Annotated in this window: 15 protein-coding genes; 14 read left to right on the top strand and 1 reads right to left on the bottom strand. The window is 67.0% G+C overall.

What is annotated here, in order from left to right; all coding sequences use genetic code 11:
* Nucleotides 1-187 precede the first annotated feature (187 nt).
* From NN2_RS38895 to NN2_RS01980, 7 genes are all read left to right on the top strand, one after another.
* The gene (locus NN2_RS38895; RefSeq protein ID WP_063009766.1) at nucleotides 188-439 is read left to right on the top strand and encodes an SDR family oxidoreductase; all 252 of its coding nucleotides are present in this window, start codon (nucleotides 188-190) and stop codon (nucleotides 437-439) included.
* Nucleotides 439-1,584 (top strand): acyl-CoA dehydrogenase family protein, encoded by a 1,146-nt coding sequence (locus NN2_RS02005; RefSeq protein WP_063009764.1) that lies wholly within the window; start codon nucleotides 439-441, stop codon nucleotides 1,582-1,584. Before NN2_RS38895 ends, NN2_RS02005 begins: the two co-directional genes overlap by 1 nt.
* Nucleotides 1,581-2,636: an acyl-CoA dehydrogenase family protein gene (locus NN2_RS02000; RefSeq protein ID WP_063009761.1), complete on the top strand. Its 1,056-nt coding sequence runs from the start codon at nucleotides 1,581-1,583 to the stop codon at nucleotides 2,634-2,636. The genes NN2_RS02005 and NN2_RS02000 overlap by 4 nt, the downstream gene beginning before the upstream one ends.
* Nucleotides 2,637-2,698: 62 nt before the next feature.
* Nucleotides 2,699-3,148 carry a Zn-ribbon domain-containing OB-fold protein gene (locus tag NN2_RS01995; RefSeq protein ID WP_063009759.1) on the top strand — a complete coding sequence of 150 codons (450 nt, stop codon included), beginning with the start codon at nucleotides 2,699-2,701 and terminating at the stop codon, nucleotides 3,146-3,148.
* Nucleotides 3,135-4,283, top strand: a complete 1,149-nt coding sequence (locus tag NN2_RS01990; protein WP_063009757.1) for a thiolase family protein — start codon at nucleotides 3,135-3,137, stop codon at nucleotides 4,281-4,283. Before NN2_RS01995 ends, NN2_RS01990 begins: the two co-directional genes overlap by 14 nt.
* 36 nt (nucleotides 4,284-4,319) lie before the next feature.
* Nucleotides 4,320-5,864 carry an AMP-binding protein gene (locus tag NN2_RS01985; protein ID WP_063009755.1) on the top strand — a complete coding sequence of 515 codons (1,545 nt, stop codon included), beginning with the start codon at nucleotides 4,320-4,322 and terminating at the stop codon, nucleotides 5,862-5,864.
* A gap of 213 nt (nucleotides 5,865-6,077) precedes the next feature.
* Nucleotides 6,078-7,643 carry a class I adenylate-forming enzyme family protein gene (locus NN2_RS01980; protein WP_063009753.1) on the top strand — a complete coding sequence of 522 codons (1,566 nt, stop codon included), beginning with the start codon at nucleotides 6,078-6,080 and terminating at the stop codon, nucleotides 7,641-7,643.
* Between the two features lie 40 nt (nucleotides 7,644-7,683).
* Here the strand turns inward: NN2_RS01980 and NN2_RS01975 are convergent, their stop codons facing one another.
* On the bottom strand, nucleotides 7,684-8,562 hold the full coding sequence (locus tag NN2_RS01975; RefSeq protein WP_063009751.1) for an acyl-CoA thioesterase: 879 nt from the start codon (nucleotides 8,560-8,562) through the stop codon (nucleotides 7,684-7,686).
* A gap of 305 nt (nucleotides 8,563-8,867) precedes the next feature.
* Here NN2_RS01975 and NN2_RS01970 point away from each other — a divergent pair, with 305 nt between their 5' ends.
* The 7 genes from NN2_RS01970 to NN2_RS01940 all read left to right on the top strand — a co-directional run bounded on the left by NN2_RS01970 (nucleotide 8,868) and on the right by NN2_RS01940 (nucleotide 15,136).
* On the top strand, nucleotides 8,868-9,431 hold the full coding sequence (locus NN2_RS01970) for a TetR/AcrR family transcriptional regulator (protein WP_218021982.1): 564 nt from the start codon (nucleotides 8,868-8,870) through the stop codon (nucleotides 9,429-9,431).
* A gap of 264 nt (nucleotides 9,432-9,695) precedes the next feature.
* Complete coding sequence (locus tag NN2_RS01965) at nucleotides 9,696-10,880, top strand: aromatic ring-hydroxylating oxygenase subunit alpha (RefSeq protein ID WP_218021981.1); 1,185 nt, start codon at nucleotides 9,696-9,698, stop codon at nucleotides 10,878-10,880.
* Nucleotides 10,881-10,885: 5 nt separating this feature from the next.
* On the top strand, nucleotides 10,886-11,239 hold the full coding sequence (locus NN2_RS01960; RefSeq protein WP_063910640.1) for a 2Fe-2S iron-sulfur cluster-binding protein: 354 nt from the start codon (nucleotides 10,886-10,888) through the stop codon (nucleotides 11,237-11,239).
* Nucleotides 11,232-12,878, top strand: a complete 1,647-nt coding sequence (locus NN2_RS01955) for an FAD-binding protein (RefSeq protein ID WP_063009743.1) — start codon at nucleotides 11,232-11,234, stop codon at nucleotides 12,876-12,878. Before NN2_RS01960 ends, NN2_RS01955 begins: the two co-directional genes overlap by 8 nt.
* Nucleotides 12,875-13,864, top strand: coding sequence for a thiamine pyrophosphate-dependent dehydrogenase E1 component subunit alpha (locus tag NN2_RS01950; protein ID WP_063009741.1), 990 nt, complete (start codon nucleotides 12,875-12,877; stop codon nucleotides 13,862-13,864). Before NN2_RS01955 ends, NN2_RS01950 begins: the two co-directional genes overlap by 4 nt.
* 2 nt (nucleotides 13,865-13,866) lie before the next feature.
* Nucleotides 13,867-14,865 (top strand): alpha-ketoacid dehydrogenase subunit beta, encoded by a 999-nt coding sequence (locus tag NN2_RS01945; protein WP_063009906.1) that lies wholly within the window; start codon nucleotides 13,867-13,869, stop codon nucleotides 14,863-14,865.
* A gap of 40 nt (nucleotides 14,866-14,905) precedes the next feature.
* Nucleotides 14,906-15,136, top strand: a complete 231-nt coding sequence (locus NN2_RS01940) for a biotin/lipoyl-containing protein (RefSeq protein WP_063009739.1) — start codon at nucleotides 14,906-14,908, stop codon at nucleotides 15,134-15,136.
* Nucleotides 15,137-15,262: the final 126 nt, after the last annotated feature.

Below are 15,262 nucleotides of genomic sequence, written 5' to 3'. Positions count from 1 at the left end.
TCGGTGCGTGGAACAAGGGGCAGTACCTTCCAGCGGCCTATGGGCGCAACGCTTCGGCGAGGATCTGCGGAATGCGCAATGCGAAGATGGCATAGTAATAAGTGTAATTAGAGTACTCATTTACCTATAGAATTCATATCGTCCGGCCCGGTCGACCCACCGTGGACCATCTGTTCAAGGAGATCACATGACTTCCGCTGCGCGCCTTGCCGATCGCGTCGCGATCGTGACCGGCGCCGGTCAGGGCCTCGGCCGGGCGATAGCGCTGCGATACGCCGCCGAAGCGGCCCAGGTCGCCGTCGTCGACATCAACGAGGCCACGGCCGAGAAGGTGGCCGGGGAGATCGCCGGGGCCTACGCCTTCCTGGCATCCGAGGACGCGAACTACATCACCGGACAGGTGCTTCCGGTGGACGGCGGACTGGTCATGGTGCGCTGATGGCCGCGGGTGTGCAGCGGCTCGAAGCCGCGGAACTGACCGCCGAGGAGCAACGACTGCGGGAGGAAGTCCGCGAATTCCTGGCCGAGCGTTTGCCGGCGGGAAGTTACGACATCGGGCTCGGAATCGCGGCCGATATCGATGCGGAATTCTCCCGCGACCTCGGCAAGCGCGGTTGGCTGGGAATGGCGCTGCCTGAGGAGTACGGCGGTGGCGGCCGAACGGCGGTGGAGCGCCTGATCGTCGTCGAGGAATTGCTCGCGGTCGGGGCCCCGGTGGGCTGGCACTGGGTTGCCGACCGCCAATCGGGGCCGAATATCGCGGCCAACGGCACCCACGAACAGAAGGAGTACTTTCTCCCGCGAATTGCCAAGGGAGAGTTGTCGTTCGCGATCGGGATGAGCGAACCCGAATCGGGCTCGGATCTCGCGTCGGTGCGTACCAGGGCAGTCCGGGTCGACGACGGCTGGCTGATCAACGGAACCAAGATATGGACCTCCGGTGCGCTGGAGGCGACGCATATCCTAGGGCTCTTCCGCACATCCGACGAACGATACGGGGGCCTCACCCAGTTCATCGTGGATCGCCGGAGCACGGGGCTGCGAGTATCGCCGATTCCGTTCATCGACGGAACCCGGCATTTCTGCGAAGTGTCGTTCACCGACGTCTTCGTGCCCGACACCATGCGGCTGGGAGACATCGGCGCGGGCTGGGGACAGAACAAGGCGGAGCTCGTCCTCGAACGCGGGGGAGTGGACCGGTGGATGTCGCTGATGCCGGTCCTCGAGCATTGGGCAGCGCATCCGAGCAGCGCGGATACGCGATGGGCCCAGAGCGATGTGGGGTCGATTGCCGCCCGGGCGTGGGCATTTCACGGTTTGTCGCTGTCGATAGCGAGGGCTGTGGACGAAGGCCGTTCGCCCACCGTCCAAGCGGCGCTGGCCAAGGAGATGGCGACCCGGTTCGAACAGGAATGCATCGAGATCGTCGCGCGTCATTTCGGCCGCACACCCGACTTGTCCTCGCCGGACCCCTACGAGTCGCTGCTCGCCCGGGCGATTCTCACCGGACCCTCGTGGACCATCCGCGGCGGCACGACCGAAATTCTGCGCAACATCATCGCGAAGGGGTTGATCCGGACATGAGTGAAGTCGTCCGGCGCGATCCGGATCTGGTCCGGCTCGTCACGGAATTCTTCTCGCAGACATTCACTCCGGATGTGGTGACAACGGTGGAGAACACGGGCTTCTCACCCGGTCTGTGGTCCTCGGTGGAACAACTCGGCCTGCCGCTGATCGGAATCGAGGAAGACCTCGGCGGTTCCGGCGGCTCGCTGCTGGATCTGCTGGCCGTCGGCCACGGGGCCGGAGAGTATGCGGTGCCGCTGCCGCTGGCCGAGACCAGCCTGGCCGCCTGGTTGCTCACCTGCGCCGGTGCCCCGGTGGAGCCCGGACCGATGACCGTGATCACGGATTCGACCCGCCTGCGTCTGGACGGAAATCGCCTGTCCGGCACCGCCGGGGACGTGGCGTGGGCTCGCGGTGCCACCCGCGTGGTCGCGATCGTCGAGGACGGTAGCGGGTCCTCGCGCGTCGTTTCGGTGAATGCGGCGGATCTCGACATCGAAGCGGGCACCGACCTGGCCGGTATGCCGAGGGATCGGATATCGGCCGCGCACGTCGAGGTACAGACCTGGGCCGGTGACGTCACCGCCGATGCCCTGCTGCTGCGTGGCGCGCTGCTGCGTTCGGCGCAGATGGCGGGCGCGATGACCGCGGCCTTCGATCTCACCAAACGATATGTCGAACAGCGGGTGCAGTTCGGCCGGCCGATCGGTGCGTTCCAGTCCGTCCAGACTCACATCGTGGAGCTGGCGCAGGCATCGGCATCGACCACGCTCTCGGTCGATCGGGCGGGAGCCGCGGCATTGCGTGGCCCGGCGTCGTTCGAGATCGTCGCCGCGAAATCGCTGGCCAACCGAAACGCGGGCCTCGCGGTCCGGGCCGCCCATCAGGCCCACGGCGCGATCGGGATGACGAGGGAGTACTCGTTGCAACTGCTCTCGCGCCGCCTGCAGGGGTGGCGCGGGGACTTCGGCGACGAAATGACGCTGAACATGCGGCTCGGCGCGGCCATGGCCCGGGAGCGCGGTATCGCCGCCGCGGTCACATCGGTCGGTTCGACGGTCGCCGTCTGAGCTGCGCTCGCTCCGTTCAACGCGACTTGACGTTTTATCACTCAGTGGAAGGAACATCGCGCATGACCCGATCAGTGCCCTTGGCAGAGGGGTTGTTCACTTGGCCTTCGGACGATCCCGCCTTGATCGGCGGGAAGGCCTCCGACGGCAGCATCGTCTTCCCCTATCGTGAGCACCGCCTCGTCGGTGGCCGCAGGGAGAAGCTCGAGCCGGTGGAGCTGCCCCGGCGGGGCACGCTGTGGACGTTCACCACACAGCGGTTCTGCCCGCCGATTCCGCCCTATGCGGGCGATGCCGAAGCCTTCGAACCATTCGCGGTCGGTTATGTCGAACTCCCCGGCGCGCTGCGGGTGGAAGCTCGGTTGACCGAGCCCGATCCGGAGAAGCTGCGAATCGGTCAGCCGATGGAGTTGCGGATCGTGCCCTTCGGCAAGAACAAGGAAGGTGCGCAGACGATGATGTTCGCCTTCGCTCCGGTCGACGAGGAGGAGGACAGCCGTGGCGAGCAGTGAGGTCGCGATCATCGGGGTGGGTCTGCACCCGTTCGGGCGCCATCAGGGCAAGTCCGCCCTGGAGATGGGCGAGGACGCCATCATCGACGCCCTCGCCGACGCCGGCGTGGCCTGGCCGGATATTCAGGCCCTCTACGCGGGCAGCATGGAGGTGAAGAACCCCGAGAACGTCGTCTCCCTGCTCGGTCCTACGGGCATCCCGACGCGCGCGGTGTTCACCGGATGCGCCACCGGCGGAACCTCACTGGCGATGGCGGCCAACGCGATCCGGGTCGGTGATCACGACCTGACGCTGGCGGTGGGGCTGGACAAGCATCCGCGCGGCGCCTTCTCCGACCACCCGTCGGTGGTCGGGCTCCCGGACTGGTACGGCGAGATCGGCCTGTTCCTGACCACCCACTTCTTCGGTATGAAGATCAACCGCTACATGCACGACCACGGGATCTCGCACGAGACGCTCGCCCGGGTGTCGGCGAAGGCGTTCCGCAATGGCGCGGCCAATCCGACCGCGTGGCGGCGCAAGCCGGTCACCGAGGCGGAAGTGCTGGCCTCGCAGGTGCTCAATTATCCGCTGCGCCAGTACATGTACTGCAGTCCGGACGAAGGGGCGGCGGCCGCTGTCCTGTGCCGCGCGGACCAGGCTCACAAATACACCGATACGCCGATCTATCTGCGTGCCTCCCAGCTGTTTTCCCGCCGGGAGGGCTCGATCGAGGTGCTGACCCCGTCGCTGAACATCGAGACCGCGCCGAGCCCGACCGTCTTCGCGTCCCGGGCCGCCTACGAAGAGGCCGGCATCGGACCCGAGGATGTCGATGTCATCCAGTTGCAGGACACCGACGCGGGCTCGGAGGTCATTCACATGGCCGAGAACGGTTTCTGCGCCGACGGCGATCAGGAGAAGCTGCTCGCCGAGGGGGCGACCGAGATCACCGGGCGGCTGCCGATCAACACCGACGGCGGACTGCTCGCCAATGGTGAACCGGTCGGCGCGTCCGGCCTGCGGCAGGTGTACGAACTGGTCAACCAGCTGCGTGGGCGGGCGACGGGTCGGCAGGTGGAGGGGGCGCGGGTCGGCTACGCGCAACTCTACGGTTCCCCGGGCACCGCCGCGGTCACGATTCTGTCGCGCTGACACGAAGGGGCCCAAGGATTTCGGAAAAGGAGCACCATGCCTTCGGAGCTGACTCTGGGTGACATCATCGGTGACAATGCGGTGCGGTTCCCGGATGTTCCCGCCTATATCGCCGACGGTGAAATCCGCACCCATTCCCAGTTGCTTCGTCGTGCGACGGAATTGGCCGCCGCACTGGGCGAGTGCGGCGTGCGCCGCCAGGATCGCGTTGCGGTACTGAGCCGCAACGGCATTCGCTTCGGCGAGGTGCTCGCGATGGGCCAGCTCAGTGGCATAGTGGTCGCGACGGTGAACTATCGGCTGGCGGTGCCGGAGATGGGCTCGATCCTGCGCGACGCCGCGCCGCGGGTGCTGTTCTTCGAATCCGAATATCTGGCCGCCGTGGCAGAGCTTCGCCCGGGGCTGACCGGTGTCGATCTCTATGTATGCCTGGACGCTCCGGCTCCCGGCGCCGTGGAATACCGGGAATTGCTGGCCGCGGGCGCCGATCGTGAGTTGCCGTTCAGCGCGGTGGCGGCCGACACCGCCTGCCTGATCTACACCACCGGAACCACCGGACGTCCCAAGGGATGCATCCTGGGCCAGCGTGAGCTGCGGCGGATGGGTGCCGTGCTCAACGGCGAGATGCGCAGCGGGAGTAGCGATCGTGCGATGCTGGTGATGCCGATGCTGCATATCGGCGCGATCGCGATCGCGCTGGGTGTGCACGCACGCGGCGGCACCGCCGTACTGCACCGGCAGTTCGAGCCGGCCGCGATGCTGGCAACCGCGGCCGCGGACGGGATCACCATCCTGCACCTGGCGCCGACCATGTTGCAGACGTTGGTCGACGTGGCCGGCCCGGACAGTCCCGCACTGGCCGGGATCCGCACGGTGGTCTACTCCGCGGCCCCGGTCACCAGCACCATTCTGCGTTCGGCGATGGCGGCGATGCCGAATGCCGGATTCCTCAATCTGTACGGGCAGACCGAGGTGATCACCTCCGGCCTGCCGCGCGAGCTGCATCGCACCGCGACCGAGGACGACCGGCGGCGGCTGACCTCGGTCGGCTACCCCTTCCCCGACACCGAGGTCCGGATCGTCGACGGCGACGGCCGGGAGTGCCCGCCGGGACAGCCGGGAGAAATCGTGGTTCGCTCGGCCGTGATGTTCCGCGGCTACTGGAACAACGACCGTGCCACCGCCGAAACGATTCGCGATGGCTGGTGTCATACCGGTGATGTCGGGATGTTCGATACCGAGGGTCTGCTGTATCTGGTCGACCGGAAGAAGGACGTGATCATCTCCGGAGGCGAGAACGTCTACTCGGTGCAGGTCGAGGAGGTCGTCGCGAGCCATCCCGCGGTCGCGGAATGTGCGGTGATCGGCATCCCGGACGAGCGCTGGGGTGAATCCGTCTGTGCGGTGGTGGTCCCGGTCGAGGGAGCCACCGTCGATGCCGACGACCTGCGTGACCATGTCGCGGCGCGGATCGCCCGATACAAGGCGCCGCGCCGCACGATCGTGGTGGACGAGCTGCCGAAACTGCCGACCGGAAAGCTGGATAAGAAAGTGCTGCGGGCTCGTTACGGGGGTTCCTGATCCGCATTTCCGATGTAACGCAGCACTTTTCGTCTGCGGAGCAGGCCCCGGCAGGTTTTCGGTGTCCGCCGCGGGAGTATCCGCCGCACCGCTCGCGGTGTTCTCGTCCCGCCGCCGGGAGGGCAGGGAACAAAGCATTGAATAAATAGTGAGATATTTTTACTATATTTCTGAACTGTGGCGCCCGCCACGGGCTGGTGAAAGGACCCTCCGATGCTGGTCGACCCCGCTGCTGTTGTGAGTGACACCGATCCGATTGCGGCGGAGGGGTTCTGGGATCTGATCCGCGAGCGCGCACAACGATCGGCGCGCCTGCCGATGCTGGCCGACGAACACGGCACCACACTCACCTTCGGGGACTTCCATGGGCGGGCCGAGCGGGTCGCGGCCGCACTGCGGGCCGAGGGAATCGGCCCGGGGACGCGCGTGGCCTGGCAGCTGCCGACGCGGATCAGCACGCTGCTGGTGATGGCCGCGCTGGCCCGGCTCGGGGCGGTGCAGGCGCCGATCATCCCGATCTATCGGGAACGCGAGACCGGTGCGGCGGTGGCCGCCGCCGAGGCCGACACGATGCTGATCCCGGGAACGTGGCGGGGCACCGACTACCGCGCGATGGCCGAGGGGTTGCCGGGGACGCGTCGGGTACTGACCATTGGGACGTCCGCACCCGAGTCGGCGGATGTGGCGGCGCTCCCGCCTGAACCCGGTGTCTCGCAGGATATCCGGTGGGTCTACTTCACCTCGGGGTCGTCCGGTCTGCCCAAGGGGGTCTGTCACGGCGACAGCTCCCTGCTGGCCGCGGCGCGGGGATTCACCCAGCGCGGCGGACTCGGGCGCGAGCCCGGCGAAGTCGGCGGAATACCGTTCCCGGTGGCCCATGTCGGCGGTGTGGTCTATCTGATGTCGTTGCTGCTGGCCGGATTCCCCGCGGTCGTGGTCGAGGCGTTCGATCCGGCCACCACCTCGGAGCTGTTCCGCCGGCACCGCGTGACATTCACCGGCGGCAGCACGGTGTTCTACACCGCACTGCTCAACCAGCAGCGCACACTGCCCCCGGGTGAGCGGCTGCTGCCGAGCCTGCGTGTGCTCAAGGGTGGCGGAGCGCCGTGCCCGCCGAGTGTGTATCACGCGGTCCGCGCTGAACTGAACGCGACGGTCGCGCACGACTACGGCGCGACCGAGGTGCCGATGATCTGCGTCGCGTCCCCCGACGACACCGACGAGCAGTTGGCAAACACCGAAGGCCGCCCGATTCCAGGCCTTCGGCTGCGCGTCGTCGGCGCGGCCGGGGAGCTACCGCTGGGGCAGGACGGGGAAATTCAGGTCCAGGGCGCATCGGTATTTCGTGGCTACACCGATCCGGAGCTGACGGCCGCGGCGTTCACCGCCGACGGCTGGTTCCGCACCGGCGACCTGGGTCATCTGCGTTCGGACGGACATGTGGAGGTGACCGGCCGCCTGAAGGACATGATCATTCGCAAAGGTGAGAACATCGGACCCGTCGAGGTGGAGGCGCTGCTCGCCGAACATCCCGCCGTGGCCGAGGTCGCGGTGATCGGCTTGCCCGATGACGAACGCGGTGAGCTCGTGTGTGCGGTGATCGCCGTCCGTCCGGGTGCGGCAACGCCCACCCTCGACGAGGTCGCCGCGCATCTGCGGCGGGCGGGCCTCATGCCACAGAAGCTCCCCGAGCACCTCGAGGTCCTGGCGGAGCTGCCCAAGACCGGGCTGGGAAAGCTGGACAAGCAGTCGCTGCGGAGGACCTTTTCCGGAGCGTGAGCGGGTGCGCACGTCCGTGCCGGCCGGCGGGCGCACCGCGTTATTCCGGCGCGATCCGGATCAGCCCCTCCTGAACGACGGTCGCCGCCAGCTCGCCGCCGCGCCGGAAGATCGAGCCCCGGCACAGCGCACGGGCCGAACCGGCCCAGATGCCTTCCTGCTCGTACCACAGCCACTCGTCGGCAGGGCCGGGTGCGTGGAACCAGATGCTGTGGTTGATCGTGGCGAAGCGCAGATCGGGGTCGTGTACGGTCCGGCGATGCGGACCGAGCGAGGTCGACAGCAGTAGCGCGTCGGAGAGATAACCGAGTACAGCGGCATGGACCACGTCGTCGTCCGGCAGCGGCTGCGGGGGACGCACCCAGAACCTCTGGTACGGCGCCACAGCGGTGCCCTGGCCGGCGGAAACCCGGACCGGGGTGTCGGGGAAGCGGAATTCCAGCATCGTGGTCCGCTCGAGTGCCGACAGCCATGCCCGATCGGCCCCCTCGCCCACGATCTGCGCGGCCGGTTCGACGTCTTCGGGATGGGGTGCGGACAGCGTCGTAAGTTGATGTGCCAGACCGTTTTCGGGTCGCTGGAACGAGGCGGTGGCGATGAAGATGATCCGGTCGTGCTGGGTGGCTGTGACAAGCCGGGTGGTCAGTGACGTCCCGTCGTGCAGGGGTTCGACCCGGTAGGTGACAGGAGAATTGCCGTATCCCGGGCGCAGGAATGTGGTCTGCAGGGCGTGTATCGGCCGATCGTCGGTGACCGTCGCCCGGGCGGCGAGTATGGCCTGTCCTACGGTGACGCCGCCGAAGATGCGCGGTGCCGCGGTGGGCCGGGCAGGGCCGAGGAATTCGGATCCGCCGATCCGGTGGATGCTCAGAACGTCGGCCAGGGAGACCGGATCGACAGTCCGCGTCGCCATACTCATCGCTGGAACCTCTTCTCTCGGTGGCAAGCCCGCACGGGTACCCACCAACCCGTCGTTTGTCGCTTAACTATCTAACTATATTGCCCGAGGCGCTGTGCGGGTGCTACCGAGTCGCGCCCGGATTCCGCGTAGTAACCCGTGGGTCTTCTCGCTCGCCCCGCTGCCGGGCGGGAGGCGATGGCAGGTGTCCGAGATGGAACAATGGCAGCTCGATACTGTCCTCGTAGGGAGGAGATTCGATGTCGGCGCCCGCCAGGATGGGCCGTCCGGTGAATGCGGACGGGGAACAGACTCGCCTCCGAATCATGACCGCGGCGATGGACCACATCGCCGAGGTCGGCTACGCCAAGGCGACGATGAAGTCGATCGCCGAGCAGGCGGGGCTCACCAGTGCGGCGATCTACCACTACTTTCCCTCCAAGGTGGAGCTGGTCACCGCGACGCTGAACGTGCGGATCGACGAGGTGATGGCTCGACTGGTGCACGCGGTCGACTTCCCGGGCACGCTGCGCGAACATTTCGTCGCCCTGCTGGACGAGGCGATCGCGTGTGTGCGCGACTATCCGTCGGTGACCCGCTTCGATGCCACCGTCTACCTCGAATCCGCGCGCTACCCGGATCTGGGTGCCGCGGTCACGCGACGCCAGCGAGCCGAGGAGGCGCTCTACTCGCGGCTGGTGGATGAGGCGGTGCGCGCCGGCGAGGTGGCGCCCGGTATCGATGCGCGGTCGGTGGTGGACATGCTGACCTCGCTGACCTGGGGGCTTGCTCATCTGTCGGCCACCGCGACCGCCGACCGGCACCGGGCGGCGGTCCGTGCGACCGAAGCGCTGCTGGCCGGAACTTTGTTGATTGAACGCAATCATTAAACGAATTTAAGTCATTTTTTCGGAATCGCTCCCGCGGCTCGGGCCACCTCCATAAAGTAACTCATCAATTAGTTAGTTACATGCAGCCTTGTCACGAGGAGGTGGCTGGCTTTGACCACCCACGTCGAACACCGGATCGAGCAGCCGAGTACAGCCGGAGTCCCGTTCGCGATCACCGACCCGGCCAAAGTTCCTGCGGGAAGGTACTTTTCGCCTGAGTTTGCCCAGCTCGAGAAGGAGAAGCTCTGGCCGCACGTTTGGCAGATGGCCTGTCGGGCCGACGAGATCCCACGCCCGGGTGACTTCACCGAGTACAAGATCAACGATCAGTCGATCATGGTGGTGCGTCAGCGTGACGACACCGTGAAGGCCTACTTCAACGCATGCCGCCACCGTGCCACGGCCCTGGCCTCCGACAGCGGAACCTTCCACGGTGGTCAGATCGTCTGCCCGTACCACGGCTGGCGCTGGAACCTGGACGGCTCCAATTCCTACGTGTATGCCGAACGCGGCTTCGCTCCGCACTGTCTCGATCCGGAGTCGTTGCGGCTGGTGGAGTGTCAGGTCGGCGAATTGTTCGGGCTGGTGTGGATCAATATGGATCCGGCCGCGCCGCCGTTGCACGAGGCGATGGCCGGGATCGCCGAGGCGCTGGCGCCGATCGCTTTCGAACGGATGCGGGTGCGCTGGTGGCGTCACCTCATCCTGCCGGGGAACTGGAAGGTCGCCCAGGAGGCGTTCATGGAGGCCTACCACGTGATGCAGGCGCATCCGTCGCTGTCGATGGGCGCGTCCGACGAGGACTTCAACCTCGACGCGTTCGGCGGCACGTTCGAGACCTTCGCCGGCGGCCACGCGCACATGCTGCCCGTGCCGGGTGAGATTCCGGTCGAGGGAATGTCCGCGGCGGAGTACTTCGTCCAGTACAACACCGCGCTCTACCTGGGCACCGATGCCTACGCCACCGAACGGGAGATGTTCATCCAGCAGGGCTTGCTCGAGCGCGACATCGATCCCGATCAGTTCCCGTCGGCGTTCTTCGGCGCGCTGTACGACTACGCGAAGGGGGCGGGCGTCGATCTGCCGGCGCCGCCGACAAAGACCAGCGGTTACGGTCACATTTTTCCGAACATCACCGTGTTGCCCGCCTATGGCAATTCGATCATGTACCGGGTCCGGCCCAACGGCGACGATCCGGAAAGCTGTGTCTTCGAGGTCTGGGCACTGCAGATTCCGGCGGCGGGGGAGGAGAGCGCCGATCGGCCCGAACTCGAGGGACCGATCCCGGTCGAGGACTGGCCGCAGATCCTCAAGGAGGATTTCCACAACATCATCGCCCAGCAGAAGGGTCTGAAGACTCGCGGGCTCGACGGGCTGACGCTGTCCGAACCGTACGAGGCGATGATCGTCAACAGTCATCGGACGATCGATCAGTATCTGGCGCGGTGATCCGGGTGCCAGTGGTACGAGTGGACCCGGCCGGTTTCGAACTGGCCGTCGGCGACGGTGAGACGCTGTTCGAGGCGGCGCTGCGGGTGGGGGCTCGCTGGCCGACCATCTGCTACGGGCAGGCCCGCTGCACGGCCTGCGCCGTGCGAGTGATCGACGGGCACGACCGGCTCGGCCCGGTCTCCGACGAAGAGCGAGATGTCTTGCGGCAGATCACGAATCGGCGCATGGGATGGCCCCTGCGCGATACCCGGCTGGCATGCCGGTTGACGGTGACCGGTGACATCACAGTGGAAAAGCGGGCGGCCCGGCCGTGTGCGCCCGGAGTGTCCGACAGTGAGGAGCGGGGCGGTGAGTGAGCAGGGACCGGCAACGACGCCGGAACAGGTCTACGACGTCGTGGTCGTGGGCTTCGGCGGCGCCGGGGCCTGCGCCGCGATCGCGGCCGCCGAAGCCGGCGCTTCGGTGCTCGTAGTGGACAGGTTTTACGGTGGCGGATCGACGACGCATTCCGGGGGTGTGGTCTACGCCGGCGGCGGCACACCCGCGCAGCGGGAGGCGGGCGTCACCGACACCGCCGAGGCCATGTTCACCTATCTCGCACAGGAGGCCGGTGACGCGGTGGGCACCGCGACGCTGCGCCGGTTCGTGGACGGCAGTCCCGCGATGATCGAATGGCTTACCCGCCAGGGCGTGCCGTTCGAGGGCAGCCTGTGCCCGTACAAGACGTCCTATCCGACCAATCGCCACTTCTTGTACTACTCGGGCAACGAACAGGTTCCCAGCTATGCCGACAACGCCGCCCCGGCCCCGCGCGGGCACCGGGTCCGGGCGAAGAATTTCAGCGGGGCCGCGTTCTACGCCACGCTGCGAGATGCCGCGCTGGGCAAGGGCATCGAGTTCCGCCCGCTGGCCGAGGTGCGCGAGCTGATCGTGGCCAACGGTGCGGTGGTCGGCGTCGAATTCGACGCCCCGGACCCCGGTGTCTTCGGGCGCCGGCACAAGATCCGCACCGAGATCGCCGCCAAGGCAGAGGTGTGGCATCCGCCGCTGGGCGACCGCCTGATGGCGAAAGTCGTTTCGGCCCAACGCAAGCGGAGCACTCGCCACCGGGTCCTGGCCCGCGGCGGGGTGGTGCTGTGCACCGGCGGCTTCGGGCAGAACAAGGAACTGGTCCGGCGCCACGCGCCGGCCTGGACCGAGGTGTCGCCGCTGGCCGCCGGTGGTGACGACGGCGCGGGCCTGCGGCTGGGTGCGCAGGTCGACGCCGCCACCAGCCACCTGCACAAGATGTCGGGCTGGAAATTCATCTCGCCCCCGTCGGGATTTCTCGAGGGGGTCGCGGTCGGAATGGAGGGCGATCGGTTCGCCAACGAACAGCTCTACGGCGCGACCATGTCCGAACCGCTGATCGAACAACAAGGCGGGCGCGGATTCCTCATTCTGGACGCGCCGGGCTGGCGCACCGCGCGACGGCAGGCGCGGGAACAATCGGCATTCTTCCAAGTTCCGCAGAGCCTCTATATTTTCAGCCCATTCGGCCACCGCCGGGCCGCGACCGTGCAGGCGCTGGCCTCAGCGTGCGGTATCGATCCGGCCGGTCTGGCGGCGACCGTCGCGAAATACAACCAGGACATCGAGGCCGGACGGCCCGATCGGTTCGGCAAGGCCGACCAGTACCGGCGGGTGCTCGACCGCGGCCCGTATTTCGCGGTGAATCTGGCGCCGGGCGTCAGCCCCGCCTATCCGTTCCCGTTCATCACTCTCGGCGGGTTGGCGGTGGACGAGGACACCGGGGCGGTTCGCCGGGCAACCGGTGGCACCGTCCCCGGACTGTACGCCGCCGGCCGCGCGGCGGTCGGAATCTGCAGCAACAGTTACGTGTCCGGGCTGTCGCTGGCCGACGCGGTGTTCTCCGGCCGCCGTGCCGGTGAGCATGCGGCTCGCTCCGGCCGCGACGTCGAAATCCTCGAATCGAAGAATCAGGAGACCAGGTGAGTCCATCGACCCCCGCGCCGAGCCCCGAGGCGCAACTCGACATCTTCGCCACCGCGACGCGAATCGCGTTGTCGGACGAGAAATATCGCTCATACATGTTGAGCGGCAAGATCGGCGGCATGTACTACTCGCCGCGCGGACAGGAGTTCGTCGCGGCTTCGGTAGCGGCGCATCTACGGCGCGACGACTACGTGGTGACCACTTATCGCGGACTACACGACCAGGTCGCCAAGGGGGTGCCGCTGCGCGATCTGTGGGCCGAGTACCTGGGCAAGGCCGCCGGAACCTGCGGCGGCAAGGGCGGGCCGATGCATGTGACCGCGCCGGAGTACGGGCTGATGGTCACCACCGGTGTCGTCGGCGCCGGTCTGCCGATCGCGAACGGACTGGGCTTGTCCGCGCAGATGCGCGGCACCGATCAGGTGACCGTGGTGAACTTCGGTGACGGCGCGTCCAATATCGGCGCCTTCCACGAGGCGCTCAACCTGGCGTCGGTGTGGCGGCTTCCGGTCGTCTTCGTCTGTCAGAACAACAGATACGCCGAGTACACGCCACTGCGCGAGGGCACCTCGGTGGAGAGCATCGCCACCAGGGCGGCCGGTTATTCGATGCCCGGTGTCACTGTGGACGGCAATGATCCCATTGCGATGTACCAGGTCGCGGGCGACGCGATCGGCCGGGCCCGGCGCGGTGAGGGGCCGACGTTGCTGGAGGCTATGACCTTTCGCTTCCACGGCCATGTCATGGGCGATCAGCAGGGGTACATGCCCAAGGAGGAACTCGCGGCGGCGATGGCGAACGATCCGCTGCCGCGTTTCCGGGCCCAACTGATCGAGTCGGGCGCGGCCACGGTCGAGCAGATCGAGGCCGTCGAAGCGGCGGCGGCCGCCGAGGTCGCCGATGCCGCCGAATTCGCCTTCGATGCGCCCCTACCGGATCCAGCGGAACTGACCACCGATGTGTATGCGGAAGGAGCGGCGGCATGACCATCGCAGAACAGCCTGTGCAGACCCGGACCCTGGGCTTCGTCCAGGCGATCAACGACGCGCTCGATATCGCGCTGGAGACCGACGAGCGGGTCTTCGCCCTCGGCGAGGATATCCAGGAGCCCGGCGGTGGCGGTTTCGGTGTGTTCAAGGGCCTGGGAAAAAAGTATGGGACACAACGGATTAGGCATACACCGATCTCCGAGCAGGCGATCATGGGGGCCGCGATCGGCGCGGCCATCTCCGGGCTGCGGCCCGTCCCGGAGATCATGTTGATGAACTTCACCCACGTCTGCATGGATCAGCTGGTCAACCACGCCGCCAAGTTGCGCTACATGTCCGGTGGCCGCACCCCGGTGCCGATCACGGTGCGCACGGCCACCGGCGCCGGCGGTGGATTCGGGGCACAGCATTCCGACATGCTCGAGGCTCAGTTGGTGCATGCCGCCGGCCTCAAGGTCGTGGTGCCGAGCAATCCGGCCGACGCCAAGGGACTGCTGCTGTCGTCGATCTTCGACGACGACCCGGTGGTATTCGTGGAGATGTTCGGGCTCTACTTCGCCTCGCGCGGTGAGGTTCCGGTGGGGGACCATCGAGTTCCGCTCGGTAAGGCGGCCATCGCGCGCCCCGGATCGGATGTCACCATCCTGACCTATGGGCGGCAGGTGGTCGACTGCCTGGCCGTCGCCGAACAGCTGGCCACCGAGGGGATCGACGTCGAGGTGGTGGATCTGCGGACGCTGCAGCCGCTCGACATCGAGACCGTGCTCGCCTCGGTGGCCAAGACCAAGCGTGCGGTCGTCGTGCACGAAGCGGTGCGGCGCAACGGATTCGGCGCCGAACTGGCCGCGACCATCCACTCCGAGCTGTTCGGTGAGCTGGCCGGTCCGGTGGCGCGGGTGACGGCACCGAACACGCCGGTGCCCTACGCCAAATCGCTGGAACAGGCCTACATTCCCGGGCCGCCGCAGATCGAGGCGGCCGTGCGCGGGCTGTTGTGACACCCGATCACCCGATTCATCGCGAGAGGAGACGCCTTCCGTGGCGCACGAACTATTGATACCCCAGCTCGGTGTGACGATGACCGAGGGGACGATCACGGCCTGGCTGGTCGAGGACGGCCAGACGGTGCAGCAGGGAGATCTGCTCTACACCCTGGCCACCGACAAGACTGAGACCGATATCGAATCACCTGCCGCGGGCACGCTGGTCATAGTCGGTGAGATCGAGGTGGAGTACCCGGTCGGCTCAGTCGTCGGCCGGATCGAATAGCGGGGCCGGATCCCGCGGCACGCCGTTGTCCGCTGCCGCGGGCCGGTGTCCTGCACCGTTGACCACCGGCGGGGTTCCGGATGCGCGGAGCTCACCGAAGTTACCGCGCACCAACATGTTTTGTAC

The organism is Nocardia nova NBRC 15556 (assembly GCF_001613005.1).
GTDB lineage: Bacteria > Actinomycetota > Actinomycetes > Mycobacteriales > Mycobacteriaceae > Nocardia > Nocardia nova.
Note: the sequence above shows the minus strand (reverse complement) of the source record. Positions and strands in the feature narration are given on the sequence as shown.

Excerpts from the sequence above, each read along its gene's own strand:
- NN2_RS02000 (WP_063009761.1), top strand. The coding sequence starts at position 1,581 with ATGAGTGAAGTCGTCCGGCGCGATCCGGATCTGGTCCGGCTCGTCACG.
- NN2_RS01980 (WP_063009753.1), top strand. The coding sequence starts at position 6,078 with ATGCTGGTCGACCCCGCTGCTGTTGTGAGTGACACCGATCCGATTGCG.
- NN2_RS01985 (WP_063009755.1), top strand. The coding sequence starts at position 4,320 with ATGCCTTCGGAGCTGACTCTGGGTGACATCATCGGTGACAATGCGGTG.
- NN2_RS38895 (WP_063009766.1), top strand. The coding sequence starts at position 188 with ATGACTTCCGCTGCGCGCCTTGCCGATCGCGTCGCGATCGTGACCGGC.
- NN2_RS01995 (WP_063009759.1), top strand. The coding sequence starts at position 2,699 with ATGACCCGATCAGTGCCCTTGGCAGAGGGGTTGTTCACTTGGCCTTCG.
- NN2_RS01970 (WP_218021982.1), top strand. The coding sequence starts at position 8,868 with ATGACCGCGGCGATGGACCACATCGCCGAGGTCGGCTACGCCAAGGCG.
- NN2_RS01975 (WP_063009751.1), bottom strand. The coding sequence starts at position 8,562 with ATGAGTATGGCGACGCGGACTGTCGATCCGGTCTCCCTGGCCGACGTT.
- NN2_RS01965 (WP_218021981.1), top strand. The coding sequence starts at position 9,696 with ATGGCCTGTCGGGCCGACGAGATCCCACGCCCGGGTGACTTCACCGAG.
- NN2_RS02005 (WP_063009764.1), top strand. The coding sequence starts at position 439 with ATGGCCGCGGGTGTGCAGCGGCTCGAAGCCGCGGAACTGACCGCCGAG.